Source organism: Desulfatiglans parachlorophenolica (assembly GCF_055394735.1).
In genome coordinates, this window is the sequence record NZ_AP042460.1 from 4,973,711 (window position 1) to 4,999,398 (window position 25,688).

23 protein-coding genes, 1 tRNA gene and 2 riboswitches are annotated in these 25,688 nt (G+C 55.1%); of the genes, 11 read left to right on the forward strand and 13 right to left on the reverse strand.

Features of this window, described 5'->3' with window-relative positions; all coding sequences use genetic code 11:
- Positions 1 to 77 precede the first annotated feature (77 nt).
- The 5 genes from ACZ500_RS22985 to ACZ500_RS23005 all read right to left on the reverse strand — a co-directional run bounded on the left by ACZ500_RS22985 (position 78) and on the right by ACZ500_RS23005 (position 7,235).
- Positions 78 to 2,636, reverse strand: coding sequence for a phage/plasmid primase, P4 family (locus tag ACZ500_RS22985; protein WP_464229751.1), 2,559 nt, complete (start codon positions 2,634 to 2,636; stop codon positions 78 to 80).
- Positions 2,637 to 2,798: 162 nt separating this feature from the next.
- On the reverse strand, positions 2,799 to 3,023 hold the full coding sequence (locus ACZ500_RS22990) for a helix-turn-helix domain-containing protein (protein WP_464229752.1): 225 nt from the start codon (positions 3,021 to 3,023) through the stop codon (positions 2,799 to 2,801).
- 10 nt (positions 3,024 to 3,033) lie between these two features.
- Entirely contained in the window at positions 3,034 to 3,243 is a 210-nt protein-coding gene (locus ACZ500_RS22995) for a hypothetical protein (RefSeq protein WP_464229753.1), read from the reverse strand.
- Between the two features lie 1,781 nt (positions 3,244 to 5,024).
- The gene (locus tag ACZ500_RS23000) at positions 5,025 to 6,890 is read right to left on the reverse strand and encodes an MSCRAMM family protein (protein WP_464229754.1); all 1,866 of its coding nucleotides are present in this window, start codon (positions 6,888 to 6,890) and stop codon (positions 5,025 to 5,027) included.
- Between the two features lie 180 nt (positions 6,891 to 7,070).
- Entirely contained in the window at positions 7,071 to 7,235 is a 165-nt protein-coding gene (locus ACZ500_RS23005; protein WP_464229755.1) for a hypothetical protein, read from the reverse strand.
- Between the two features lie 51 nt (positions 7,236 to 7,286).
- Positions 7,287 to 7,361: riboswitch (cyclic di-GMP riboswitch) on the reverse strand.
- 132 nt (positions 7,362 to 7,493) lie between these two features.
- Positions 7,494 to 7,568: riboswitch (cyclic di-GMP riboswitch) on the reverse strand.
- A gap of 1,063 nt (positions 7,569 to 8,631) precedes the next feature.
- Between ACZ500_RS23005 and ACZ500_RS23010 the strand changes: the two genes are divergently transcribed.
- Positions 8,632 to 9,057, forward strand: a complete 426-nt coding sequence (locus tag ACZ500_RS23010; RefSeq protein WP_464229756.1) for a helix-turn-helix domain-containing protein — start codon at positions 8,632 to 8,634, stop codon at positions 9,055 to 9,057.
- Here the strand turns inward: ACZ500_RS23010 and ACZ500_RS23015 are convergent.
- Entirely contained in the window at positions 8,944 to 9,189 is a 246-nt protein-coding gene (locus ACZ500_RS23015) for a hypothetical protein (protein ID WP_464233142.1), read from the reverse strand. The genes ACZ500_RS23010 and ACZ500_RS23015 overlap by 114 nt on opposite strands.
- Positions 9,190 to 9,693: 504 nt before the next feature.
- On the opposite strand from ACZ500_RS23015, the gene ACZ500_RS23020 reads away from it, so the two are divergent.
- The 4 genes from ACZ500_RS23020 (at position 9,694) to ACZ500_RS23035 (ending at position 12,154) form a co-directional block, all read left to right on the forward strand.
- A complete protein-coding gene (locus ACZ500_RS23020; RefSeq protein ID WP_464229757.1) occupies positions 9,694 to 9,831 on the forward strand; it encodes a hypothetical protein in 138 nt (45 codons plus the stop codon).
- The gene (locus ACZ500_RS23025; RefSeq protein WP_464229758.1) at positions 9,828 to 10,826 is read left to right on the forward strand and encodes a methyltransferase; all 999 of its coding nucleotides are present in this window, start codon (positions 9,828 to 9,830) and stop codon (positions 10,824 to 10,826) included. The genes ACZ500_RS23020 and ACZ500_RS23025 overlap by 4 nt, the downstream gene beginning before the upstream one ends.
- A 654-nt stretch (positions 10,827 to 11,480) precedes the next feature.
- Positions 11,481 to 11,672, forward strand: coding sequence for a DUF2080 family transposase-associated protein (locus ACZ500_RS23030; protein ID WP_464229759.1), 192 nt, complete (start codon positions 11,481 to 11,483; stop codon positions 11,670 to 11,672).
- A 38-nt stretch (positions 11,673 to 11,710) separates the two neighbouring features.
- Positions 11,711 to 12,154 carry a GNAT family N-acetyltransferase gene (locus ACZ500_RS23035; RefSeq protein ID WP_464229760.1) on the forward strand — a complete coding sequence of 148 codons (444 nt, stop codon included), beginning with the start codon at positions 11,711 to 11,713 and terminating at the stop codon, positions 12,152 to 12,154.
- A gap of 228 nt (positions 12,155 to 12,382) precedes the next feature.
- On the opposite strand, the gene ACZ500_RS23040 is transcribed toward ACZ500_RS23035, so the two are convergent.
- Positions 12,383 to 12,781: a hypothetical protein gene (locus ACZ500_RS23040; RefSeq protein WP_464229761.1), complete on the reverse strand. Its 399-nt coding sequence runs from the start codon at positions 12,779 to 12,781 to the stop codon at positions 12,383 to 12,385.
- 185 nt (positions 12,782 to 12,966) lie between these two features.
- Here ACZ500_RS23040 and ACZ500_RS23045 point away from each other — a divergent pair.
- A tRNA-Pro gene (locus tag ACZ500_RS23045) sits at positions 12,967 to 13,043 on the forward strand.
- Positions 13,044 to 13,349: 306 nt separating this feature from the next.
- On the opposite strand, the gene ACZ500_RS23050 is transcribed toward ACZ500_RS23045, so the two are convergent.
- Positions 13,350 to 13,541, reverse strand: a complete 192-nt coding sequence (locus ACZ500_RS23050; RefSeq protein WP_464229762.1) for a hypothetical protein — start codon at positions 13,539 to 13,541, stop codon at positions 13,350 to 13,352.
- A 283-nt stretch (positions 13,542 to 13,824) separates the two neighbouring features.
- Between ACZ500_RS23050 and ACZ500_RS23055 the strand changes: the two genes are divergently transcribed.
- From ACZ500_RS23055 to ACZ500_RS23070, 4 genes are read left to right on the forward strand one after another with little or no spacing between them, the layout of a single operon-like run.
- Entirely contained in the window at positions 13,825 to 15,540 is a 1,716-nt protein-coding gene (locus tag ACZ500_RS23055) for a hypothetical protein (RefSeq protein ID WP_464229763.1), read from the forward strand.
- A gap of 36 nt (positions 15,541 to 15,576) precedes the next feature.
- The gene (locus tag ACZ500_RS23060) at positions 15,577 to 16,191 is read left to right on the forward strand and encodes a MotA/TolQ/ExbB proton channel family protein (protein ID WP_464229764.1); all 615 of its coding nucleotides are present in this window, start codon (positions 15,577 to 15,579) and stop codon (positions 16,189 to 16,191) included.
- Between the two features lie 3 nt (positions 16,192 to 16,194).
- A complete protein-coding gene (locus ACZ500_RS23065; protein WP_464229765.1) occupies positions 16,195 to 16,602 on the forward strand; it encodes an ExbD/TolR family protein in 408 nt (135 codons plus the stop codon).
- 53 nt (positions 16,603 to 16,655) lie between these two features.
- The gene (locus ACZ500_RS23070; RefSeq protein WP_464229766.1) at positions 16,656 to 17,318 is read left to right on the forward strand and encodes an energy transducer TonB; all 663 of its coding nucleotides are present in this window, start codon (positions 16,656 to 16,658) and stop codon (positions 17,316 to 17,318) included.
- A gap of 216 nt (positions 17,319 to 17,534) precedes the next feature.
- Here ACZ500_RS23070 and ACZ500_RS23075 read toward each other — a convergent pair whose 3' ends face one another.
- From ACZ500_RS23075 to ACZ500_RS23090, 4 genes are read right to left on the reverse strand one after another with little or no spacing between them, the layout of a single operon-like run.
- Positions 17,535 to 18,395, reverse strand: a complete 861-nt coding sequence (locus ACZ500_RS23075) for an SAM-dependent methyltransferase (protein WP_464229767.1) — start codon at positions 18,393 to 18,395, stop codon at positions 17,535 to 17,537.
- Complete coding sequence (locus ACZ500_RS23080; protein ID WP_464229768.1) at positions 18,392 to 18,886, reverse strand: hypothetical protein; 495 nt, start codon at positions 18,884 to 18,886, stop codon at positions 18,392 to 18,394. The genes ACZ500_RS23075 and ACZ500_RS23080 overlap by 4 nt, the downstream gene beginning before the upstream one ends.
- Positions 18,883 to 19,596, reverse strand: coding sequence for a DUF4198 domain-containing protein (locus ACZ500_RS23085; protein WP_464229769.1), 714 nt, complete (start codon positions 19,594 to 19,596; stop codon positions 18,883 to 18,885). Before ACZ500_RS23085 ends, ACZ500_RS23080 begins: the two co-directional genes overlap by 4 nt.
- 18 nt (positions 19,597 to 19,614) lie before the next feature.
- Positions 19,615 to 21,681, reverse strand: coding sequence for a TonB-dependent receptor plug domain-containing protein (locus ACZ500_RS23090; protein ID WP_464229770.1), 2,067 nt, complete (start codon positions 21,679 to 21,681; stop codon positions 19,615 to 19,617).
- A 716-nt stretch (positions 21,682 to 22,397) separates the two neighbouring features.
- Between ACZ500_RS23090 and ACZ500_RS23095 the strand changes: the two genes are divergently transcribed.
- Positions 22,398 to 23,300 carry a metal ABC transporter solute-binding protein, Zn/Mn family gene (locus ACZ500_RS23095; protein ID WP_464229772.1) on the forward strand — a complete coding sequence of 301 codons (903 nt, stop codon included), beginning with the start codon at positions 22,398 to 22,400 and terminating at the stop codon, positions 23,298 to 23,300.
- A 195-nt stretch (positions 23,301 to 23,495) separates the two neighbouring features.
- Here the strand turns inward: ACZ500_RS23095 and glgX are convergent, their stop codons facing one another.
- The gene (gene glgX / locus ACZ500_RS23100; RefSeq protein ID WP_464229773.1) at positions 23,496 to 25,604 is read right to left on the reverse strand and encodes a glycogen debranching protein GlgX; all 2,109 of its coding nucleotides are present in this window, start codon (positions 25,602 to 25,604) and stop codon (positions 23,496 to 23,498) included.
- Positions 25,605 to 25,688 lie beyond the last annotated feature (84 nt).

Genomic DNA, 25,688 nt, shown 5'->3' on the forward strand with positions numbered 1-25,688 from the left:
TTTTTTTCTATCTAAGAAAATTACTGCAAAAAGGCTCTAACTGGTAACACCGGTAACACTATGTCCAATCGGGGTTATCACTGTGCCACAGCGATGCCGACGCCTTTGTATGCTTTCTGCTGCTTCCCATGAATACGTGGTAGCACTCTGTCGAAGCGCCTCCCCATCTTCTCGCCGAAGGCTGTGCCGCTCATCGGTTTGATGCTATTGCCGTCACACCAAGCTTTATAGGTATCGTATAAACTTCGAGCTGAGACGACCGCGTTTTCATCCTTAATACAAACGTCCTCAAGGAAAGTCTCAATGAGGTCTTCGGCGGTCTTATAGGCTAGGGTTGCTTCTTGGACGACGGCTGGCGGGCTTAGGCCTTCTCGCTGCCATTCGAGACAGCCCTGCACCATCCAGGCTAGAATGCCCGCCGCTTCAGTCTTCAGCTTTTCCATGAGTCCCTTGTCGGCCTTCCGTTCATGGGCTGCTTGCGGATCATCGACGAAGGAGATGCTAAAAGGCACCAGATGTATCCGTTTCCACAGTGCATAATCGTCTGCTGGCGCGTGAGGCTTGCTATTGGTGAGCACAAGAAGAGTGTGCGACTGTGGAAATGACATCTCGCGCCGGCCATACGGGGCACGACCGACGAGATGACCGCCCCCTGTCAGCCATTTGACCCGCCCCGCATCCATCCTTCGTCCCTCGCTCGTCTCGGATGCCCAGGCCAACCGTCGCCCACGCAGCGCTACGATGTCGGCGGACGGTCCGGAAGATGATCGAAGCTTTCCTTGATCGAGGAGGAGTTCAGCCTGCACTGGACCAGCCAGTGGCCCGAGGATGCTCCCGATCACGCTGAGGATAGTATCTTTCCCGTTGCGGCCCGCCCCATAGAGGACGATGAGGACATGCTCGATGGTTTCACCAACCAGGGACATGCCCAGGATGCGGCGCATGAAGTCCACAAGGTTATGGTCCTGGTCGAAAATTTCCCCGAGGGTTCGCTGCCATTGCGGGCACTGGGCGTTGGGGTCATAAGGGGTGGGTGACACTGTTCTCAAGCAGTCTGAGGGTGAGCCCGGCCGGAGTTTGCCCGTCCTGAGGTCGACGACTCCGTTGAGGCAGGGCAGAAGCCAGGGGTGCCGGTCCCATTCCTCGCCGGATATGCCTAGTCCATCACGACCGATCGTGGCAAACTCGGCGACTGCCTTGCGGTAGGCGATCAGGTTCAGGTTCCTGACTTGCACCATCACCGCTTTTTCCCTGGCTTCAATGTCAGCCTGCTGAGTCTTCAGTTGCCTTTGCGCGATCTCATCCGTGTTGATCTTGAGCTTCTCCGCCAGGAGAACGATCTCAGCGCTGCAATATGCTCTCGCAGCCTCGAAGAGAGCCTGGACGTCATCGAGGGCGGCAACGGGCTCGCCGTGCGGATCGGGCACCCAAAAGTGTTGATCCCACGTGAACCACTCCCCGGCCGCATGATCGAAGACAAGCCTTCCGCGTCTGAGCCGGATGAGGAGATTTTTTGCTCCTTTTTGCCCTTCGAAAGCAGCTTTGATTATATCGTCGGGGGAGATCTCATTACCCTCCGTGGTGACTGGGACAGCTGGGCTTGTTCCGTAACCTTCGCGCGCCAGAGCCCTCGCCGCTGCAGTGAAGTCCCCGGAATGCTTCAGGAGGGCGTAGACTGCAAACGCTGTGTATGCCTTCTCACCCTCAAATGGCCATGCATTCGTCGAAAACACGTAGAATACTCGGCCTTCAATGAGAGTCGCAGATCGGCCCCGTTTCTTCCCCGGCCTAGTCCAGTACTCCGCCGGAGCTCCGTTCACATTCCCATGACCCTCCGGTGTCCATCCAGCATCAAGCAAAGGCGCTCGCACGTCGCCGCGCTCGTTGAAATCGTCGCCAGGGCGCAGCGCTTCGCCGGGTTTCATTTTGGACGGCTTCTGAGCCTCTTGGAGCACCGGAATGTGCTCGTTCAGGCTCCGGGCGGCTTCGAGCAAGATTTCTCGATCCTCGGCCGAAACGGTGACTAAAGCATGAAGGGTGTTCTGGAAAAACGAGTAGTTCGGCGTCGGGTCCGTGCAGGCATAACCGCCTTCGCCCCTGGTCTCAATGGCTATTTCCGGCCTGCCCTCTTTAATAATGAAGGCCAGCTTGGAGTTCCCCGAGACATCGCCCGCGCAACGATAACAGACATGCACGCCCCCCGACGGGGTCCGCTCGATAGCCAGGCGTTCCAGAAGATCGGCGGGCACGAGGGCGGCCCACTCATCGAACAGAGCTCCGCCAGCATCGAAGTCAAGCACCTCCAGGTTCCCCGAGACCTTTCCACAAATAACCGCTACGCCCGGAGCTCCCCGAAAGACCCGATCGACTTCCGATGGACGCAGCCGTTCCGCCTTGTAACGATCCCACGAAACCCCCCGATGCGGGCGCTTGTCGAGTCCGGTGGGGAGCACGGAAAAGCCTGATGCCGCATATAGGTGGGCGGCCTCTATGATGACGTTGGGTTGTTTTTCGGCTTGACATCCTTGTGGAAGTGATCCATTCTCATCAGTTAGGAGTGAGTTATGTTGTTTGCGCCCCGTGGTGATGGCAGTCACCACGGGGTTGCCTTTTCTAGGTTCGTTCTGTGCGTTCATCTTGATCCTCCGTCCCTGTCTTGGGCTGACTTGTCAATTTCATCGCGTCCCACGCCCGCCTGAGTTCCGGCGGTGGACGTCTTCGGACCTTCCGCCTTGGCCCAAGTCCCTGCCGGGCTTCAGCCGCAGCCAAGTCCTGTGTCGCTTCGTATTGCTCGCGTGTCAGCATAAGCCCTCTGTCATCTCTTTGACGATTCCATCAACCACATCATCATGTCCGCTGTATTGCTCCAAATATCCATCGACCCATTCTTTTTTCACGAGAACAGTCCCGGACGGCAAACGTGAGTGTTTGAGCCCCCGTTTCAGCCATTCCCGTGCAGTACGCGGGGAGATATCAGCGTACTGCGCTACAGTCTTGACCCGCATCCATTCCTTATCACTCATGGTGCCCCCCCTATCCCCAAAGCTCATCAACACTTGTCTTTAATTTCCTCGACCAGTATGTTTTTTCGGCTGCATCAGGGACACGATGTCCGTTTAGCGTATCAGCGATGGTTGTGGTGGATAAGCCGGTCTCACGCGAAAATTCCCTATAGGTTCCATAGTGAAGTTTGACCAATGATTTGCGCTTCCGTATGAGTTCCTTCTGACGCGATGTATCCATGTGTTCCTCCTTGAAAGTTTATTTGATAGATTTTCACCAAAATCTCACCAGTCCGCTCCCCCCTTTCTGCGGACATGAAAAAAGCCCTCGCGGAGATCCGTGCGGGCTGTTGTAAATTCGTCGCCGGTGGCTGCAAGCGACCAACACTGCCGACCCCCGAGACCCTCCTGCTTGTTTGTATTGCGTCCATGAGCCGCACGGTATAACTATGCGGAACCACTTGTCAAATGGCGTTCAGGGAGGCAGCTAAGGAAGGCATTCAGGGAGGCATCTAAGGGAGGAAAAATTCATCCTCCAAAAATATTTTTTTTCGATCCTGGCTGCACAAAAAAAGCCCGTGCAATGTCTGCTCGGGCTTATTGAATCTTCGTCGGTCTTACGGTGCAAAAAAAACTTCTCCCCTACCATTAGGGGGTTTTATCACCAAAATATGCCCTTTGTTATACGATGTATTACGGCTTCCTGTAGCGAAGACATTGTTATTATTGTGATTTCGTCTTGCGATATTTTTTGAAAAAAAATAAAATGGGGTTTGACTCCTAAATTTTTGTTAATACAGAATGTTCTATTGCATTTAGCTCTGTTTTTTACAGTTATAACTGACTGTTAATGCCAGCTACTGTTAATGCCCGCTTCGGTGCAGTGAGACACTTTGTGAGACATACTGTAATATTTTTCCCTTTCTACCTATGCGGATTTTAGAAGCTCTTTTTTTCGCTTTTCCCCCGTTTTTTTTTGCGGTCAACCAGAATGCATCTGATCTTGATCAAGAATATCAATTGCTTTGCGATGAATTTAAAATGTTCAAGTGGGAATGTGTTAAAGTGATGCGGTTGGTGCGAACGGTCCAAAATGATCTAGCTTTTTAATGAGACACTTCATGAGACATGCAGTAATGTTCCTCGGCTTCTACATATACAAGAATTTATAGATATATTTTGTCTCGCGAGACACATTATGCGGCATATCGCCAATACACGGCATCGGCTCTTAGTCAAGAATATCAATTGCTTTGCGATGAATTTAAAATGTTAAATTGGGAATAGGTCAAAGTGGCCCCATTCCAATTGCATCGGCTGTCTTGCCGGGCGGTAGGCAGCAAAACAAATGGGTCACAATGATCCCATTGAATCGGCTGTCCCCACCTGTCACCACCTGAAACGCCCGGTTGGTGCGAGGTTTGGGTGGGTGCGACATTTGTCGCACTTCGTTCAGCTTGTTTTTCGATGGTTCTCGGCTTCACCCTCGCCTCAAAGATCCGCTCGATCTCGGCGGCGATCTCACGCCCGATCTGCCGGAATGATTTCCCCGTATCATGAGATTCCTCCAGTTCCTCTTGGATGTTGCGACGTTCCGCTTGGAAGGGATGAAAAAGCCCCTGATCTGATCCTACTCAGGGGCTTTGCAAAGCATGGAAATCGGTTGCGGATGGGTTGCAGAATGGGGAAATTTTCCATCAACTATGAAGAGACCAGATCGAGTTATTTCAATAGCTTATGTCCTCTTAGGGCAATCTCGCCTTCGGCACCATAAGCCATAAAAAAAGCGCAATCTGTGACAGATTGCGCTTTTTTTATACGCTGGCTGGAAACCAACTTCAAAGCTAAAAAAAATCGAATTCTTCTGACTGAAAGGGTTTCCTGACCACGTATCCCCTCTGAATTGTTCTGCGCGTTCGGCATCGGGGTCAAGCACCAGGCGGTCCATTTTCCGCGAGGGCATCTTTAAATGTTTAAACCAGCACCCCTCTATATTTTGAGCCGATGGGTGCTGGAGCAGGATTACTTTGCGGGGCCTTTCTTGAACGGTGAAGCGCCTTTCCTGCGCACTGCCAGGGCGCCCAGGCCGCCAGCCAGCAGCGCAAAGACAGTCAGGCCCAAATGGGACATCGTAGGCACTGGAAGCGGAGGGGGGGGGCCGTTTGGATCGGTGATCTCTTTCCTGTTTCCGAAAAGAATGTCTGCACTATTCTCCACGATAGAGATTGTCTGACAAACGGATGTTGACGTTTCCCAATCGTCGGGAACGAATTCCTGGATAGAATAGGTCCCAGGGGAAAGATTTTCGAATAGGGCGACACCGTTCTCATCGGTCGACAGTTGCTGCAAGGGTTCACCGTCACACGCCTCCCCTTCATAAAGGGTGATAGGCCATTGTTCAATAACCTCCTCATCAATCTGTTTCACGCCGTCCAGATTATCGTCATAAAACTTCAGGGCGGTGATGCTGCGAAGTTCGCGGTTGCCGAAAGAGATGGTCACAGTCTGATTTTCAGGTTCCTGCGGGATAATGACGTCTTTGCAGGTGCCGTTGGTCGCCTCCCATCCATCCTGGAGCACTTCCTGGACGGAATAGGTTCCCGGTGCGAGGTTTATGAAGGCGACGGTGCCATCGAGGCCGGTCTCGGCTTCCTGCAGATAGGGCTCAGTTACGCAACCAGAGCCACTGTACAATTTCATGGTCCATCCGGGCAGATCCTGTTCTCCATCGTCCTGGATTTCATCACCATTTAGATCGTAAAACTTTAGCACCTCGATGCGTCCCTTTATTTCACCGATAACGAGCTGGTTGCCGAATTCAACCTGGACTGACTCACCTCGGCCCAGTGTTACATCACGACAAGTTCCGTTGACGGCAACCCAGCCTTCGTCCGGTGGGATGATTTCTCTGATGGAATACTCGCTCGGAGAGAGGTCCGAAAAGGTGGCGATACCATCTCCGTTGGTTGTCATGATCGTTGTTGTCGCATTTTGATCATTACAGCCGTGACCTTCGTAGAGTTGCATTTCCCAATCTGAGATGCCAATTTCATTTATATCTCTCACTCCATTTGCATCTTCATCCCAGTACTTCAAGGCGGTGATGGATCCAGGAAGCTGGTAGTTACCGAAGGTGATGGTGGCGGGTTGTTCTGGCTGGAGGGTGATGTTCTGGCAGAGGCTGGTGGAAGCGCCCCATCCGGACTGAAGGGTTTCCTTGACGGAGTACTCGCCTGGGGCGAGGTTGTCAAAGAGGGCATTGCCGTTGGCGTCGGTATTGACGGGGGGGCCGATCTCCTCGCCGGTCTGGCAGTTGGAACCGGAGTAGAGGGTCATTTCCCAGCCGGAAAGGGGTTCCTCGTCGGCGCTCTGGACCTTGTCCTGATCGATGTCTTCGAACTTGAATGCGGTGATGGATCCATTGACATAGCAATCGGGCCCGGTAATTAAGTCAGTTGAAGTCACTTCAGACGTAGAAGCCTTTGCAATAACATAAAGTGAATTGCTTTTTACCGGATATAAATTATCTGTTGTGAAACATACAGTTCTTGATTCTCCATCCTGATAACCTTGATCAAATTTGATGCCATTTTTATCAACCCATTCGACAACTTCATTAGATTGGAGAACATTCTCTTCAATAAAGCAATCTGGAAGAATCAAATTCCAATGGCTTAGCGATGGGCTTGTTCCGGATGTAACTTTATAGCACCAAGTCGATGTTTTAGATTCATAGTTGTAAGTGACACCAATATATTCAAAAATATGTATGCTGGTATGTCCATTAGACCCCGTAGTGGATATTTCAATTATGTCATGTGCAGTGGCTATTGAATAGGAGAGGCAAACGATAGAAAACAAAACACAACCAAGAAAACGATTTTTCATTGTTTTTCTCCTTGAATTAAAACAAGTGGGAAGTCCATTTCTGTTTGAATGCCAATTATGAAGTGTCTCAGTTAAGATTAAATGTCCCACTATAATCCAGGTCAGGGTATGGTGTTTGGTGTCGAATTTAGAGAAATGTTTGAGGTGCGCAAATTTCATGCGATATTTCGATTAGTTACCCTAGTCTCCATCCGGAAATGATTTCCCGGTACAACCCAGTTTCCAATCCGGAAATGAGGATTTTTTGCCAATATCAAGGAAATCAAGCGTTTGCGCGGAGGCGACCTGTAGGTCGCCGCACAAGCAAATGTGCAGATTGACGCCGAGATTGGCAAAAAAGACCATTTCCGGATGGAAACTACCCTATAAAAATGACAGCCGGACTACCTGAAGGATTCAGGCAGTCCGGCTGTCATTTTCAGACCCGTGACTTTCCGCCCCCTCTTTACAGAGGGTTTGGCTTTTTCTGAAACCCAGCGAGTATGCTTGTTGGGCTAGCGATGGGCCATCAACCAACGACCAAGCTTAATAATGGCTGGATATGAATAAGGATATCAAAAAAACTGGGTCGGTCAACCAATTAAAAAGCCGAGTTGCCCGCTACTAGGCAACCCGGCTATCTCCGAGAGATCCGTGGCTTTCCGTCCCCATCTCGCGATGGGTTTGGCTTCTTCTAGTGATAAGTATTGTGCACCGAAATTTAGAGTAAAACTTTAATATGTCTATATGGGACTCTTTCTTCGATGTCAAGTAATAAAGTACAAGGGGCTAGATGAAATGATTTAATCCGTTATGTAGACGGCAGAATCCATATTCGGATGTCCGGAAAATTTTGTGCACACATCAAATGAATCAATGATATGGTCGCACAAATTAGGCCCCAGAGTTTTGAAGTAGAAATATAGAGCAAGATTGGAGTTTTTTGGGTTATTTATAATTTGTATGCAACTAAATTGCACCTATAAGATTTCGAGTTTTAGCAGAATGAATGTTAATTGCTTTATTTATAGAAATTATGTCAATTGTAATATTTGCAAAATTGTTTGTAAAACGCAATACATATAAAATGTAAATTGTAAAAAATAAGTTTGCAATTAGTTATATAAAAATATATTTGCTAAATAGCATATAATACTATTTGTTTATAGCTAAAAATGCAATGTGTATTTACTAGAAATGCAGAGTCTAAAGTAATGAAATAATTTTCTGTTTGGCAAAATTGATTTTCTATTATTATTTTAATTCGAACATCAACTCGCTTTTTTGCTTTTTGGTTTTTCTTTCAGAAATACGAAATTATGTTGTAATGATAATTGTAATAAGAGAGCGTATATTGCTTTACTTTCATGTGTGAGAGATTATTCAATTACGTGAAAGATATGTGAATTACAATAATGTGATTAAACTGGAAATGTATTGGAAGAATAACTCTCTGATCAGCAACTGCGCATAAATGAAAAACTGTTGACTCGGAGTACGCTTGATTTTTTCTGCGGGTTTTAGAAGCGATATGCATGCTTATGACATGGCTGGTGTATGCGCGTTTTCATGCTTGCGTGCAAGACAAGGGATTGGCCGCGAAACGGATTTTTCAGGATGGCCAGGCACGCAAATTGCTTGCTTGTAGGGATGGTAGGTTCGAAGAGCCTTGAGTTTCGATGGCACTGTTTCTGACTCTGCAAACCTGGTGAAACGGCTTGCAGGAGAATAGTCAACGGCTGGCCGATCACGAGCAAGGGGCATGAAGGAAAAATGCTGGATAAAAATTAGTTTGACTGATCTCGACCGCGAGCGACTGAATCGTTGGTTGCAGTCGAGCAAGGCTTCGAAGCGGGTAGCGGTCCGGGTCCGCATCATACTGGATTTCGACCGCGGGAAGTCGGCAACTGAAGTGGCGAATTCACTCGGCGTGAGTGTCGCCCTAGTCTACCGTTGGGTGAGTCGCTACAGGGAAAAAGGCCTCGGTGGCCTGCGGGATTGTCCCAGATCCGGGCGACCATCCAAGTTGAGCGAACAGGAAATCGAAAGGATTGTCCGATCGGTGATGGGAAAGTCACCTTCCCATGGAGGCACGTGGAGCATCCGCTCGGTTGCGCGGTACGTTGGAGTGAGCAAATGGCAGGTGGAAAAGGTTTGGAAAAAAGCAATTTTGGCGGGCAGAATATGAAATGAGCGGGATCCAGTGCTTCCTGAAGAATCCCTGTTTTGTTGAAATCGGCATTCCAGGCATGATCGATAGATTATCCTTAATCGATTTTGAGTTCGCTTTTAATCTTTGTTTGATATCCTGCTGACTCATCCCTACCTCTTTACGCTATTCAACTCTAGATCGTTGCGTTTGTGCAACGGGTTGGGTCGCTCCTCTGCCTCCTGCGAAAGACGAAACTTTTGAAGGCATTGCTGATCGGTTCCGAATGACAAATGATCCTATCAACATTATTGTTCAAATTGAAGGGCTGCTCAGCTCTATCCAACTGAGGCAAAGACATGATGCTGGAAATACGATTGACGAAAACGGATTTTTGCTCTAAAGATAGCGCGACCGATTGCCGCCGCTTTTTGCAGTTGCTTCCGAAGAAGGTGCTTTTTTGGTGATGCATGGGATTCCTGAAGTTTGGGAGGCGCTTTGCCGGCTTCATAATGGATTCCGTGACGAACGACTGAGTTTGAATGGTGGGGGGGAGAACCCCTTGGAATAGGCTCACTTTGGATGACGGTCGAAAAGGAATGTTTTTTCCGATATGGTACGAGGTCAGAGGGGATATTTGAGAGGTTTTTTGGAAACGGGAGAAGAGAGCCGCAAATGACCAAGCAAGAGCTGGTTGAAATTCTCCAGAAACTCCTGCAGACGGATAGTGATCTGGGGTTTTTGTTGGAGCTGGGGGAAGAGAATCTCCAAACGCTTGTCGCCTCCGTTCGGGGCAGGCTGGAGGCGTTATGAAGGGCCATGAGCACTGGACATCAGGCCGGCTACTGGGGGTGTCCGGGGCTTACTGGCAGGGCTGCGCACTTCAGACCGCAGTCAAGCTGAAGGTTTTTTCGTGGCTGGAGGACGAGAGATCCACCGTCGAGGAGTTGGCCGAACGTTATCGCGTTGCCCTTAGGGCGCTTACTTATCTCCTGAACGCGCTCGCTGCTATGGGCCTGGTCGAAAAAAAAGGAGCCTTTTACACGCCCTCGGATGAAGCCCGGCAGTTTCTTGTCGAGGATTCGCCTGAGTATATCGGGCATATGATCATGCACCATCACTTTCTGGTGGAGCCCTGGTCCAGGCTCGATGAAGCCGTCAGGACCGGGAAGCCGACGCAGCGGCAGGGGTTGAGGGAAGGGCGGGAGCGCGAGAGCTTTCTCATGGGGATGTTCAATCTCGCGATGGGGATTGCTCCTGATCTGGTCAAGAGGATCGATCTGATGGGGCGCTCCCGAATGATCGATATCGGCGGGGGTCCAGGCACCTATGCCATTCACTTCTGCCTTCAAAACCCGGAACTGCGAGCTGTTGTCTTCGATTTGCCAGACACCCGACCCTTTGCCGAGCAAACCATCGCACGGTTCGAGGTTAAAGATCGGGTTGGTTTTGCCGCAGGGGATTATCATTGTGACCCGATTCCCGGTTCCTACGATGCGGCCTGGCTTTCTCATGTCCTGCACGCAGAGGGACCGGAGGGCGCGGCCAGGATCGTGGCCAAGGCAGTAAATGCCCTGGAGCCAGGGGGCCTTCTTTTCATCCACGAGTTCATCATGGACGACAGCTTCGACGGGCCGCTGTTCCCCGCTCTATTCGCCCTGAACATGCTGGTGAACACCAGCGATGGGCGGTCTTACGCGCAATCGGAGATTCGGGATATCATGGCCGATGCAGGTCTCGGAAACATCGAAAGGCTTGCCTTCAGGGGCCCGAATGACTCCGGGATTATGTGCGGAGAGCGACCCTGATCAACCCGGGGGTCCTTGCAGGCTCGAGCAGGAGCCCCTCTCCTACGTTCCCTTATCTGAATATCGGTCTTTGCCGACCGATTCCGGACACCGTATTCCTTCCGTGTTATGTTCTTGGTGCGCGGGTATGCCCTGATTCTGAACCACGTCATGACACCTTCTGCGATTCGATGATGGGGATCGATGTTGGAGCGGTTTTATTTTCAAACGCTGTACTGTGGAATAATGCTTTTGAAAATTAAGGATGATTTTTGTTTTGTATGTAAGAATATGTATATTTGATCTATTGTTTTTTCCTTGACAGGTAGCCACTTTATAGCTAAATTGCAGTCAGGTTGCCCTTTGAATTTCTCTGTCGGCCCTCCTTAAAATGCGGGGTGTCCGAGGTGTCGCGGTTACCTGTCTTATGACGATTTGTGCGGTCATGAGCGCGGTACCATCTTGGAGAAGAGGCTGGGCGGGCTTCTTAGGCTGAGTTGGATCTCGAACGGTGTTAGGTTGTGCGCCGCGTTTTTGTCCACGAAAAGGTCTTGGGGCTCATGTGCCGAAAGGGCTTGTGTTGAGAAAGACGAGACGGGCGTCCTGAAAGCCTCTTCCAATAATCTTTCGCATCCTGATGGCGGTCAGTGATCCTATACCCGAAGAAACTGCACGATGCCTGACGAGAAAAAGCCTAAAAGTGAAGCCGCTCCCGTCGATGACGCCATGGTCACTGGAAAGGTCAAATTCGAGGTCTATGGCGAGGAGATGGTCGAGAAATATGTCAAGCTGAGCGGAAACAGCGGCCGGGTTTACCTTCCGCCCGATTGGGTGGGATGCAGGGTCAAGATTATCAGAATCGATTAACCTGATGGACAGGTGATTTTCAGAAGACAGGGCTGAAAGTGGTCGATAGGTTACTGATCAGAAAGATACGGGTTGAAGATGCCGATGCCCTCGGGCGGATTGATTCTGCGATCATCAAGAAGCCTTCACGGATCGATTTCTGCCATATCATCAAAGAGATGGTCAGGAAAGACGAAGACATCAGCTGCGTGGCCGAAGTCGATGGTGACGTTGCCGGCTATATGATCAGCTACCTCATCTACAGCGGTTTCGGACTCGAAAAGAGCGCCTGGATTGCCTCCTTGGGCGTGGATCCAAGATTTATGGGGCAGGGGATCGGCAAGGCGTTGGCCGAAGAGATCCTGCGCATTTACAGGGACAAAGGCATTACCCATATTTTCACTTCTGTCCGGTGGGATTCCGTGGATCTTTTGTCCTTTTTCAAGACGCTTGGCTTCGACCGCAGCAGCTTCATCAACCTTCGAAAGGATCTGGAACCCTAGCCAATACGCTCCGGGAACGATGATCCAGCACAACCGGGTTTCCCGTCCGGGGCTGCAAAGTGCTTTCCAATCGGTCGGGCCTCTGCGATCGCGCGAGGCCCGTTCCAAAATCCCATCCATCCCTCTGCCACAAACGAAAACCAACCTTTTTGTCTTGAAGATCTTCGAACGGGCATGCATAACCCGCGCGGGTCGGGACTCGGCGCTGGTTGTCTGTGCGTCAGCTGATTATTTCCGGGCGCTTAAGGCCTGATGGATGTTTTCGAAGGTGTCGATGAGTTTGTCCAGTCCTTCGGCCGGGTGCTGTGGATGGATGTTGCCCAGAATGCCATAACCCTCAGCCTTATCGTGCAGTTCCGCCTCGCTGAGCTCCGAGATGAGGATCAGGGATGTCATGGGCGACTGGATGACGATTTTGCGCATCAATTCCAAAGGGGATATACCCTCTTCGGCTTTTCCGGCAAAGGCCATTGCAACCGGACCTCCTTTTAAAACCCGCAGTCCGTTTTCTGCGCTGGGTTCGATTGAAGCGGCGATGCCTCGTTTTTCGAGGATGGATTGGATCGTTTGGGCGGTTTCCATGTCCTTTTCGATAATGAGCGCTTTGAGCAGTTGATGGCCTACCATGGTGAAAACTCCTCCGAAACCGGGATGAACCCTCGCGGGCTTAAAATGATGGAAGAGATTGTACCCGCAGGGAAGCCGGCTGACAAGGTCCTTTATCCGCGGAAAGCGCAGATGAAATAGGTGGACAGAGGATTTAAGGCTTGACAAGAATCGGGAGAGGGATATAAATAAAGACCTTATGTGTCCGGGACGTAGCGCAGTCTGGAAGCGCACCTGAATGGGGTTCAGGGGGTCGGAGGTTCAAATCCTCTCGTCCCGACCAGAAAATTGAAAAGCGGGCTGGGTCACCTTCATCGCTGATTCCCTTCCAGGAGGGGGGAGGCGTCCGGCGCAGCTTGGAATTATTGAGCGAGTAGCCCATCGCGGGGTGCCCGCTTTTTTTTGAGCCTTTGAACCGGCGTATAGTCGGACCTCCCGCCCGTGAATGGTTTCCTCTTGACGGGCGTTGCCGTGCTGTTCCGCTGCGGCTTGGCGGGTTCGGGTTTGTGTCCATCCGGAAATGCTTTATCCAGCACGACCCGGTTTCCAATCCGGAAATGAGGATTTTTTCTTCACACGCTTCGTGTACTCAGTCCCACCGCTTGGCGGTGGGTCCCGGTTTGCCAATAGAGAGAAAATCAAGCGTTTGCGCGGAGGCGACCTGGTGGCCGCCGCACAAGCAAACGTGCAGATTGACGCCGAGATTCGCAAAAAAGCCATTTCCGTATGGAAACGAATTAGTGGTTGACACCTCGGCTGACAATGAGTAGAAAAACAACATAGAGTGTCAAGAAGGCACCCTGCCGAAGGATTCAATCTCCTGTTTTAGAGAAAGAACGGCCACGAAGGCCTGGATCGCCAAGAGCGGTCCTCGGTCGCTTCGTGGCTTTTTTTGTCTCTGCGCCCGGGGGAAAAAGGCGGTGGTTTACATGAGGCTTGATGTGTGTGCGATGAGAAATCATACGGACGGTGTGGCAGTCAGCCGATTCTCATCCTGGAGGGTAGGGCGGAGACTGCCACGGAAATCGAACGATGCTGTTTTCGGATGGAGGCGGGCTGTATGTATGGTCGTCTTCTCCGCGAGTATCTGTTTCGTTTTGTCGGGGGGCCTGCGGCCAGGCGAGGCCTTCGGTGAGGAGCGGGTCGTCAGGCAGGATGCGGACGGCGATGGGCGGATGGACCGCATCGCCCACCTGGATGCATCCGGAACCGTCGTTTTGCTTGAGGTGGATTTTGACGGAGATGAGTTTTTCGAAACCCGGCAGCACTATGAAAAGGGCGTGCTGGTGCGCATCGAGAAGGATGTCGACCGGGATGGAAAACGGAACGAGAGCCACTTCCTCGAGAACGGCAAACGGGTGCGCCAGGAAAAGGTTGACGCGAAGGGACGGGTAACGGACGTCGTTCTATTCGATCCGGAGGAGCGGCCTCTTCGCTGGGAGCGCGATACGACCGGTGACGGCCGCATGGATATGATCTCCGAATATCAGGAGGGCAGGATCCAGCGGATCACACGGGATACGACCGGCGACGGCCGCGTGAACATGTGGCAGGATTTTCAGAACGAACAGCCGAAAGAGCAGCGGACGGACCGGGACGGCGACGGCCGCCTGGATCAGGTGGTTTACTACGACAGCCAGGGGCAGCCCGAAAAGAGCCTGCATGATTCGGACGAAGACGGGCGTATGGAAACGGTCCGGTTCTACCGCGGCGGGGAACTGATCCGGCAGGAGGTGGATCAGGATGGAGCGTCTCCCCCGGAGCGGATCGTGGAATACAGCGGCGGCCATCCAACGCTCGACAGACAGGATACGAACGGGGACGGAGTGTATGATGTGGAGTTGAGCTTCAAGCAGGGCAAACCCGTTTCCCGCGAGGAGGATACCGATCATGACGGGCGGATGGACCGGATCACCGAATTCGACAGCGCCGGCCGGCCGCTTGTCGTCCGCGAAAGGCACCGCACCACCCGCTTTCTGAAGGGTGAGATCCTCAGTGTCGAGGAGACTGAAAAAGGCCGGATCGTTTTCACCGAATACAAGGGCGGCCACCCTGCGCGGCAAACGATCGACGAGGATGGTGACGGCCGGCCCGAGCAGACGATCCACTTCGATCGGGAAGGTCGCATTGCCAAGGCCGAGCGGGACACCAACCAGGACGGTCGGAAGGATACCTGGGAGGTTTATGCGGCCGGGAATCTGAGCCGCACCGAGCAGGACCGGAACCACGACGGCAAGGTCGATGCGAAGACGGTTTACGTGAATGGAAAACGGTCGACCATCCAGTTAGACACGGACCATGACGGTCGCTTCGAAACCGCACAGCGTTTCGACCATGCAAAATGGTCCATGGTCACCGAGGTGGATCGAAGCGGCGATGGGCAGCCCGAGGAGCGTTATGCCTATTCGGACGACGTCCTGCGCTTGAAAACGCTTTTCGACGGCGATCCAACCCGCCTGGTTTTCGAGGAGGCCTATGACGAACGGGGGCGTATCGAATGGTCGCGGGAGGTCCTTGCGGGTGAGACGGGTGCAACGCTTACCTGGCGTTTCGATGAAAACGAAAAGGCCGTCGAGGCCGAGAAGGATTCCGATGGTGACGGGAAGACCGATGTGTGGTTCCACTACAGCCCCGAGGGGCGCATCGAACGGGTGGCCGAAGACAGAAACCGCGATGGGAAACCGGATCTCTGGGAAAATTACGATGCTTCCGAGGCGGTGATTTCCCGCAGCGAAGACCTCGATTTTGACGGGATTGGCGATATCGAAAGGACTTTTTGAAAGGGAAACCCTTTTTGAAGGGTTGAGGGGGACTCAATGTTTGCGTTTCTTGCAAAGGGCGGCGTGCTCGTGACGCCCATACTGCTTTGCTCCGTTCTGGCCCTGGCGATTTTCATCGAACGGGTCATCCGTTTCAGCGTTTTACGGAAAAGGGGCCGCTTTGTGGCGGAACGGGTGGCCACCAGCATCGAAAGCGGTGACCGGGATGGCGCCCGGCAGGCGGCGAGCGAAAGCCGCTCACCCATGGGGCGTATCCTCGCACAAGGGTTGGATGTGGCCGATCAGGACCGGGAGACCTTCGAGACCGTTCTCGCTCATGCCACCGAAGAAGAGGTGCGCGATCTGTCGCGCTACCTGCAGGCGCTCGCGACGATCGCCAATATCGCGCCGCTGCTCGGGCTTCTCGGCACGGTCATCGGGATGATCAAGGCCTTCATGGTGATCCAGCAGATGGGGGGCAAGGTCAATGCAGCCGTTCTGGCCGGAGGGATCTGGGAGGCGATGCTGACCACGGCCCTCGGGTTGGCGGTGGCGCTGCCGGCCATGGTTGCCCACAGCTGGCTCCTGGTGCAGGTGGACCGCTACGAGGCGCGTCTTCAGACCGGCATCGTGCGCTTCATCAAGAGCCTTGGGCGTTTTCAGGAGAACTGAGCCATGCTGGTGCATCGGAAAAAACGGCCGCGCTACGGCGTGCAGACCCCGTTGACATCGTTGATCGACATCGTTTTCCTGCTGCTGGTCTATTTTCTCCTGACCACCAACTTCATGGTCGACGAGGGGATCGACGTCAAGCTGCCTCAGGCGGACGCTTCGCGTCCGCAGACCCGGACCGAAATCACGGTCTATGTGGATGGGGAGGGTCGGGCATTCCTCGAAAACACCGAATTGAGCCTGGGTGAGCTTTTCAAGCGTCTTCAGCAGTTGATCGGAAATGCCCCGGACCAGATGGTCCTCATCAAGGCTGAGCGAAGCGTGGTGTTGAACAAAGCGGTCCAGGTCATGGATGTGGCAAAGGCCGCCGGCGCCGGCCGTCTCTGCCTCGCGACCGAGAAGGCCTTCTGAGGGGTTTCTGAGTGGAAGCGGCCAACAGCCCGGGAAAGAGGTCCAACTGGCTTTTGCGCGGATTGATCGCGGTGTCGATTGCGGTGCACGCCGTCGTTTTTGTCTATGTGGCCGGGATATACGACGCGCGGGATCATGCCTTCATCGAGTTGACGCTGCAGAATGAAGCCGAACCGGCAGCCCGGAGCATACCGCGTCCGCCGCAGAAAAATCGCCAGCCTCCGCAGACGGACGTCGCAGAGCCCACTCCGCTGACCCCGCAGCCTGTCAAGGCTCCGCCCGCCCCGCGGGCCATTAAATCCTTCAAGGCCCCGAACCCGTCGGTGGTCGAGCCCATAGCCGCGCCGAAACACCCCGCGATGTCGAAGCCCGGTGCGGCCGCCTGGTCCATGCCCAAGGCCGTTTCCGGGGGGGCGGCGGTCTATGGTTCGACCGAAGACTACTTCGGGATGGTGCGGATGAAGATCGAAGGCAACAAGAAGTACCCGACCGTCGCCAGGAAACGGCAGGTCGAAGGGCGGGTCAAGGTGCGCTTTGTCATCGAATCGGACGGCAGTGTCAGTGATCTGCGCCTTTCCGATGGCTCCCGCCACGGGATGCTGGATGAGGCCGCGCTCGAGGCCGTGCGGGCCTCGGCGCCGTTTCCTCCCCCTCCTCGCAGACTTTTCAGCGGGCCGGTTTCGCTCGAGGTCAGCATCCTTTTCGAACTGATGTAGGGTGGAAGGGGCGAGTGGGCTGGAAAGGCCTTCGAGGACCAATCGTTCCTCAAGTGAGGCGGGCGCCATTTCCGGGCCTGCACATCGATGCCGATGGATCCCCGTCCGAAGGAGGTGCGCGTCCGGTGGACGCCGTCATGATCATCGCCGTGAGCCGCTGGGTAGGGCATTTTGCTGACGGCGGGATCTACGGGACGGCTCGCCGCCGGGCGCCCATCACTTTGCGCAGGGACCGGCCACAAACAGTCCCAGCCAGTTTTCATCCATCGTCTCGATATCGTTGAGCAGGGAGCCGAGACGGCTTCTGAGGACCTTTTCCTTGTCCGAATAGCCGGCGTAATAGACGATCGCGATGGGAAGATCGGGCGGATAATGGCGGCTGAGTCTCTCGACAACTTTGTTCAGGGACTTGAGCGACATGTAAAGGACCATCGTGGTGTCGTATTTGGCAAGATCCCCCAGGATCCCGTCATCTTTTTCCCAGGATTCTCCGAAAAGAGACTCGGGCGAGGTGAGGAATGCAAAGCGCACGTTATCGGAGGTCAAGCTGCGTTTGAGGGCGGCGCCCGCGGCGTTGAAGGCCCCCATGCCCGGAATGACCTCGAAGCGTGCGTCGTCGAAGCCCTGCAGCAGATATTGAAGGCTCGGGCCGTACACACACGGATCTCCTCCGTCGAGCAGGGCGACGGTCTTTCCCTCATCCAGTTTTCCCAGGATAAAACCCTGAACTTCCCTGATCCGAGCATCCCTTTCCAGCGCCCACCGGGCGGGATCCTTCTTTTTCAGATCACGGACGTCTTTTCCAAGGATCTTTTCCCACGGGTCGAAGGCGACCTTCCGGGGATCGATGTGAGTCCCAAAGGCCGCAAACCGCTGGGGCATACGCGGTGAGCAGAGCAGAACGTCGGCTTTTTCGACAATCGCGAGGGCGCGCGGGGCCGTGAGATCCGGGCCTGCGGGTCCCATGCCGACGACGTAAAGTTTGCCGGGTTCGGCTGCTCGAAGGCCGGGGGAAAGGAACAGCAGGGCCGTAAAGAGAAGCAGGCTGAGAATGAGCGGGAATTTATAGGGTGTCATCGGGGTTTCCTTCCTTTCCACCATAAGACCAGCAGCACGATGTTGAGGAGGATGCTCAGCCCGGCGATCATGCCCGTGAGGCGCGATGGGGCCGATCCTTGAAAGACCACGCCTTTTTTGGGGTGAGCTTCCTCCGGCGCAACCGCGGGGTTAGGCGATGCGACGTCAAGGGTTGCCTGCGCCAGATGCCCCATCCCGTCGTCGGCGGTGATCCGCCAGATGCCAGGCGTGTCCGGAAGAAAGGCGAACCGTCCATGCAGATCCGTCCGGCCGTTCTGGTATTCGATTTTCGGGTCTTGCGGATTGAAGATGAGGACCTCGGCGTAGCGCATCGGCTCGCCGTCGGCGTAGAAAAACTCCACGGTCAGCGCGGCCTCGTCCTCGAGGATGCGGTGGCCGGTCCCGTGGGCCAGGAGGGCTGTGGGAAGGAGCAGTAGGACGAGAAGCACTCCAGCCGTGAAGAGGGTGCAGCGCGGGTTGATCGGTTTCATTTCACCTCGAATATCAGGAAAGTGGTCAATAGGTGGTAATCCCGGTCAGGGTCGTTCTGGACGGGGATTTTGTGCCGCAGGGAGAGCAGTTGCCGCCCGGCCTGTTCGATCGGGACGGCGGCGATCCCCTCTGCATCGCTTCGAATCTCCGTGTTCGAGGCGGTGAGAACGGCGGCATCGGCCAGGGGTTTGTCATCCAGGAGGACCTTGATCTGCAGGACGCTTCCTGGCGAGGCTTCTGAGGGGTCCGTGAGGGGCATCAACTCCAGCTTGAGCCCGGTGGCCTTGATGGCCGCCTGAGAATCATCGAAGAGGATTTTGGCGAACTGGGTGGAGAAGAAGGCCTCGATGACGGTGTGCCCGGCTTCCACGGCCTCCCTGCGTGTCATGAATTTCTTACCCCGGGTGGTAAGGACCCGGTAGCCCCAGTCGCAGGTGACGGTGACGAGGGCGGGCGGCTCCGGGGTCTGGAACGATACCGCTTCCGCCGCGTCGGTCCGTTTCACGGGGATAGCGGTGCCCTCGGAATCGAAGGCCGCGATGTCCTTTACGCATTCCGGGGAATAGGGCATGGGCTGATCCGGCATGTGCCCGCGCATGACGGTGTAGGTCCCGTCATTTGAAGCAACCCACAGGTGGTGGGCGTATGCCGGACCGGTGAGGAAGAGAAGGGCGAAAAGGCAGGCAAGACTCGTTTTCGTGATTTTCATGAGGTCCGGACTCCCGGATTAGAATTCGAATTTGACGCCGCCGGTGATGATCGCCCCGGGGGCGATGGTGTTGCCTTCAGAGGCGGACAGGAAAATAGGATACTCTTTGTCGAAAAGATTTTCCACGTTCAGGAAGACGGTGAGCTGATCCATGAATCTGCGGGAGAGACCGAGGTCGACCGTCCAGTAATCTTCGGTCTTGAGCGTGTTTTCGTTGTCGTAATAGATGTCGGCATAATAGTTGCCGAGAAGGGTAATCGTTGCAAATCGGGGATGGTTGTAGTTCAGGCCGACGTGGATGCTGTGTTTCGGGTCGTTCGGTAGGTGATTCCCCTCCAGACTTTTGTTTTCTTCATCTTCCTCGATCTTCGAGACCGTATAGCTGTAATTCCCGAACACGGTCAGATTTTCGAGAGGATACCACTGCAGCTCGGTTTCCAGCCCGTAGATGTCCACCTTGCTGATGTTGTCGAGTTCGTACTCGTAGTAGGTTTTGCCGCTTTTGACGTAGGATCCTGTCAGACGGTCTCCGATATAGTCACTGGCAAAGGATTGGTAAAAGGTGGCTTTCGCCCAGACGGTATCCGAAAGGAAGCGCTCCCCCCCGAAGTCATACGACCAGATTTCCTCCGGTTGCAGGTCGGGGTTGGCCGTCCGGTAATAGGTTCCTCCCCCGCGGACATGGACCTTGTAAAGCTCGAAGAGGCTTGGCGCTCGAAAGCCTTTGCCTCCGGATGTCCTCAGGGTGGTCTTTGCATCCGGGTGAAAGGCTATACCGAGCTTCGGCGAGAAGTTGCCCTCGTCCTGCGTCTGGTAGGTGTTGCGGTACGGTTTGATGCCGCCGTCCGGTTTGGTGTCCCAGTTGGCGCCGTCCGAGGTCTCGATCCAGTCGTAACGCGCGCCCAGGCTCATGAGCAGGCGCTTGTCAAGGAGGTTGAGGTTCAGGTTCGCGAAAGGGGACACGAAGCGTTGGGTGCCTTCCGCCCCGGCATCTCTTGTCAGCCCGGGATAGTCTTCATCGTATTTCCAGGAGGCTTCTTTATAGGCCGCGCCGAGGGTCAGATCGGCCCAGGCGAGGACCGGCAGGGTGCCCTGAAGATCGGCCCCCCACGTGTAGGTGGAGGGCATGCTTTCCACCCGGTAAAGGGATGTGTAATCGTCTTTCGCTGTATCCTGGTAGGCGGTTTTGTCCGCGTGATTCAGATATAGAAGCCCCTTCAGGCCTAATCCGCCCGTCTGCCGTGAGTAGGTCGCCGAGTACTGGTCCAACTGAAGTTCATCATAGAAGAATTCCCGCCCTTTTCCCATTTCATGGTCGTAGTAGAGGGCGGAGAAGGTCGCTTCCGATTCGGGACTGATGTCGTAGGTGGCTTTGCCGAAGACCTTGCCTGCATCACGATAGCGCTTAATGGTGTAACTCTCCACGCGGTCGGTCATGAGGAAGCCGTCGCTGTCTTCATAGCCGCCGGCGAGCATCATACCGAGCTGGTCTCCTTTCTGGCTGTGAAAAACGGATCCGGCGTAGGTGTCGGCCGTCCCGGCCTCCCCGCTGATGGAGGTCTGCCGCTTGGCGGTGGGGTTGCGCGTGATGATGTGGATCACGCCGCCCAGACCTTCCGACCCATAGAGCGCGGAGGTGGGGCCGCGGACGATCTCGATCCGTTCGATGGTCTCCTTCGGGATATGCCCCCAGGCGACCCAGGCGATGGCGTTGTTGAAATTGTCGTTCTGCGGGACGCCGTCCACCAGCAGCAGGACCCGGTTTTTCCCCGCACCCCGCATGATGAGCGGGCTCACGACGCCGTTGGTCTGAAGTCCGTAATGGCGGAAATTGGATACGCCGGGGACGCTGCGTACGATGTCCTCGACCCTCTGGAAAGGCGAGGCCATGATCTCCTCGGCCGTGATGACGGAGACGTCCTGCGGCGCGTCGAAGACCGGGATTTCGCTCCGGGTCGCCGACACGACGACGGCGTCGAGTTGGTGGAATTCCTTGCCCTGCTCGACATCGGCCGCCCCAAGTGAACCCGCATAGGCCAAGGTCATGCAGTACAGGGCGATCCATGCAAGGATGGTATTTTTCATCAGTGCGATTTTTTTAGGGCATTTTGCATTCATCGGGTGTTTTCCTTCAACCTCTATTCAGGGTTTGGGCCATAGGCAAAAAAAACACGAAGATATCCCCCCATAGAGCGGGAAAGACCTTCGTGGTCAGGTTCCGATCGAGTGTTAATCCACCCATCCGTATCGAGAGACACGAACGGGAAGGTGCCTTTCCAGCCACGGACATCCGGTCCGGGCCGCGAGCGAAAGGCCGGCAGCTTCTGCTGCGGCGATGCTACCGTAGATTCATAATAAATCGGCTCTCAAAAGTCAAGGCCTTTTGCGGTTTTTCGACTCAATGATCGATGTGCTGGACCCTCCGGAGGCTGTCCAAGGGGCAGAGGCCGCCCGGAATGGAACCGGGGCCGGTGTCCGGGAAGGATTCTTGTCGGTTTGGCCCTTCCGAGTGGAAACAGCGACAGAGGTGGCCTCGGGCAATATCCAGCATAGCGGGCGCCTGAGCGGACGCTTCGTAGCATCGGGGTGTCGAGGCCCGATCGGGTCGCGAGTTTCGAGGTCTGAGCGGAGCCAGAGGTCACGGACGGCCGATGTTTGCGTCTGCGCCCGGGTTGTGCCACAATACCCGACAAACAGGGACGCGGCTGCCATCCGCCGCAGGGGAGTCGTTGGACGTCGGGGGAGGAAGAGTAAGTGAAGGGTCCTATGCACTCGGATCTTGGATTTCAGGAGGTTATTCGATGAAAGGTTCGATATGGGTGGGGATGATGCCGGTTCTGGTTTTTCTGTTGTCCTGTTTGACGAATGGATCGCCTGCAGCTGGGGCGGAGCCGCTGAAGGTCTTCGTGAGCGTCGTTCCACAGGGCTATTTTGTAGGGAAGATCGGAGGGGAGCGGGTGGAGGTTCATGTCATGGTCAAACCCGGGGCGAGTCCCGCGACCTACGAACCAAAGCCCAACCAGATGGTCACGCTCGCCCGGACTCGCATTTACTTCGCAACAGGAGTTCCATTCGAGGATGCATGGCTTCCCCGGTTCGCCTCTATGAATCCGGAGATGCGGATTGTGCGAACCGACCGGGGCATCGAAAAACGGGCGATGGAAGACCATCGTCATGCGGATGAACATCCTGCGGCCGGCCGTCCGGCCGAGGGTGGGAAGGACCCGCACGTGTGGCTTTCGCCTCCGCTCGTTATGCTGCAGGCCCGCAACATTCTCGATGCCCTGATTCGTGAAGACCCGTCCGGGAGGGTGTATTTCGAAGCGAACTTCAAATCGCTGATTGTGGAACTGGTCGATCTCGACGCCGAGATCCGGTTGGTTTTCGCCGATAAGCGGGAACGAAGGGCCTTTCTCGTGTTCCACCCGGCATGGGGTTATTTTGCGGAGGCCTATGGGCTCAGGCAGATCCCTGTGGAGGTCGAGGGGAAGGAGCCCAAACCGTCCGAGTTGTCCGAGCTGATCGATTATGCCCGGAAAGAGGGGATTACCGCCTTATTCGTTCAGCCCCAGTTTTCGACCCGCAGCGCCGAGGTGATCGCCGAGGCGATCGGGGGAAAGGTCCTCGTTGCCGATCCGCTTGCAGGCGATTGGGCCGCGAACCTGCGCCGGGTCGCGGAGGGTGTTCACGGGGCGCTGCCGTGAGGTCGCTGCCGCATGCCAAACAGCTCGGCCGGCGGACCGGCCCATGCCCGAAGTGCTCTGCAACCTGTGGAAATCAAGAGGTAAGTCACTTCCGACGCAGGGTAGCGAGGCCTGGAATCGACACGCCGGATTGAGGTCCGAGCAGAACACCGTAGAGCTTTCAGGAACGTGTCGGCTTTTGCCCTGGAGGGTCATTCAACCGGACGGGATTTGCGCCGGCTTTCTGGCCTCGCAGACCACAACGCTGTGGGTCGGGGCCAGGATAGTCGATGGGTGAGGGATGGCCTGCTGACGGTCCTTTCCAATGATCTCTTCGGGTGAACGCCGCGAGGTGTCGACGGCCAGATGCCACTCTTTGCCGGAGAGGGCGGGGAGCGGTACCCGCAGTGAGCGGTTCGACAGGTTGAAGATGACGTGTATGGACTCCTCTTCGGACGTCAGGCCGGCGAGGGTATAGGCCAGGAACCGGCCCTCCGGATCGTTCCAGTGCGGGTCGTTTCCGTCCGGCCCGTGCCAGGAGATATCGGGAAGATCTTCTGGCCCCGTCGGAGCGCCGGTCAGGAAGCGCCGGCGCATGAGCGCGGGGTGGCGTTTACGGAAGGCGATCATCTCGCCGACGAACCGCAGCATATCTTCCTGCAGGACGGCCAGGTGCCAATCGAGCCAGCCGATCGGATTGTCGTGGCAATAGGCGTTGTTGTTTCCCTGCTGAGAGCGCAGGACCTCGTCACCTGCAAGGAGCATGGGCACGCCTTGGCTCAGGAGGAGAATCGCCACGAAATTGCGGGTTTGACGGCGTCGGAGGGAAACGATCGCCAAATCTTTGGTTTCGCCCTCGAAGCCGCAGTTCCAGCTCAGGTTTTCGTCGGTTCCGTCCCGGTTGTCCTCTCCGTTGGCTTCGTTGTGTTTCCGGTTATAGCTGACCAGGTCCTGGAGGGTGAACCCATCGTGGCAGGTGATGAAATTGATGCTGTTGATGGGAAGCCGATCCCTAGGTTCGTAGAGGTCGCTGCTGCCGGAGATGCGGGTGGCTACTTCCCCGATGAGACCGCTGTCCCCCCGGACGAAGCGCCGGATGACATCCCGGTAGCGCCCGTTCCATTCGGCCATGCGCAGACCGGGAAAGGCCCCGACCTGGTAGAGACCGCCGGCATCCCACGCCTCGGCGATGATCCGGGTCTGATTGAGGACCTGGGAAAATTCGACGCCCCATACGAACGGGGCGTTGCGCATGGCCTGGCCGTCCTCACCCCGCGTGAACACGCTTGCCAGATCGAACCGGAACCCATCGACGTGCATTTCCTCGACCCAGTATTCCAGGCAGCGAATCAGGAAGAGGGATACGAGCGGATGGTTGCAGTTGATGGTGTTGCCGCAGCCCGTGTAATCGCGATAGACGCTGCGGTCATTGCGGTCGAGGTGATAAAAGGCGTTGTTCCAGAAGCCTTTGAAGTTGATAGTGGGGCCGTCTGCACCGCCTTCGGCGGTGTGGTTGAAGACCACATCCATAATGACGCCGATTTTCGCCTGGTGAAGGGCCTTGACCATGCCCCGGAAGTCCTTCAGATGGGACCCGAGGTGAGGCGCCGTGCAGTAACCCGGGTGGGGCGAATAGAAGGAATGCGGACTGTATCCCCAGAAGTTGTGGAGCCCGCGTGCACGCGGGCCCTCCGGGACGTCCTGTTCGTCGAAGGCCATCACCGGCATCAGTTCGATGTCCGTGACCCCGAGCGCCTCGAGATAGGGGATCTGTTCCACGATGCCTGCGAAGGTTCCCGGCTGGTGTACCCCGGAAGACGGATGGCGGGTGAATCCTCCCACATGGGCTTCATAGATCACGGCCTTTTCCAGGCAGTGGTTCAGGGGCTCGTCGCCATCCCAGTCGTAATCCCTCACATCGACCACGATGCCGCGCATGGCCGTGGCGGTGTTGTCTCCGGGTGCGGAGGCGCGCTGCCGGTCCCACAAGGCGTCCGATACCGCCACAGCCCATGGGTCGAGGAGCGATTTTCCGCTGTCGAAGCGCAGACCGCTGGTGGACGGATTGCTTGGGCCGTCCGCGCGCCAGGTATAGGCGGTGCCGATGGGCAGGGCCTCGACGAAGACGTGCCAGGTGAAATAGGTCCGGTTGATCTGCGGGTCGAGCTGGATGACCTGAAAGGGTTCCTTGCTGAGCGCATCTTCGAACAGAAGCAGTTCCACGCTGTGTGCGTACCGGCAGGGAAAGGAAAAATTCGTTCCCTCCTGCGAGTATTGCATTCCAAAAGGAAAACGTGAACCTGCCCGGGTCTGGCAGGATCCCATCGCTTTCTCCCCCCTTTGCCGACGTTGGCGGTTTTAATCCGTGACGGCCTTGAATTCTAAGACCGCTTTGGGCGGCTGTCAAAT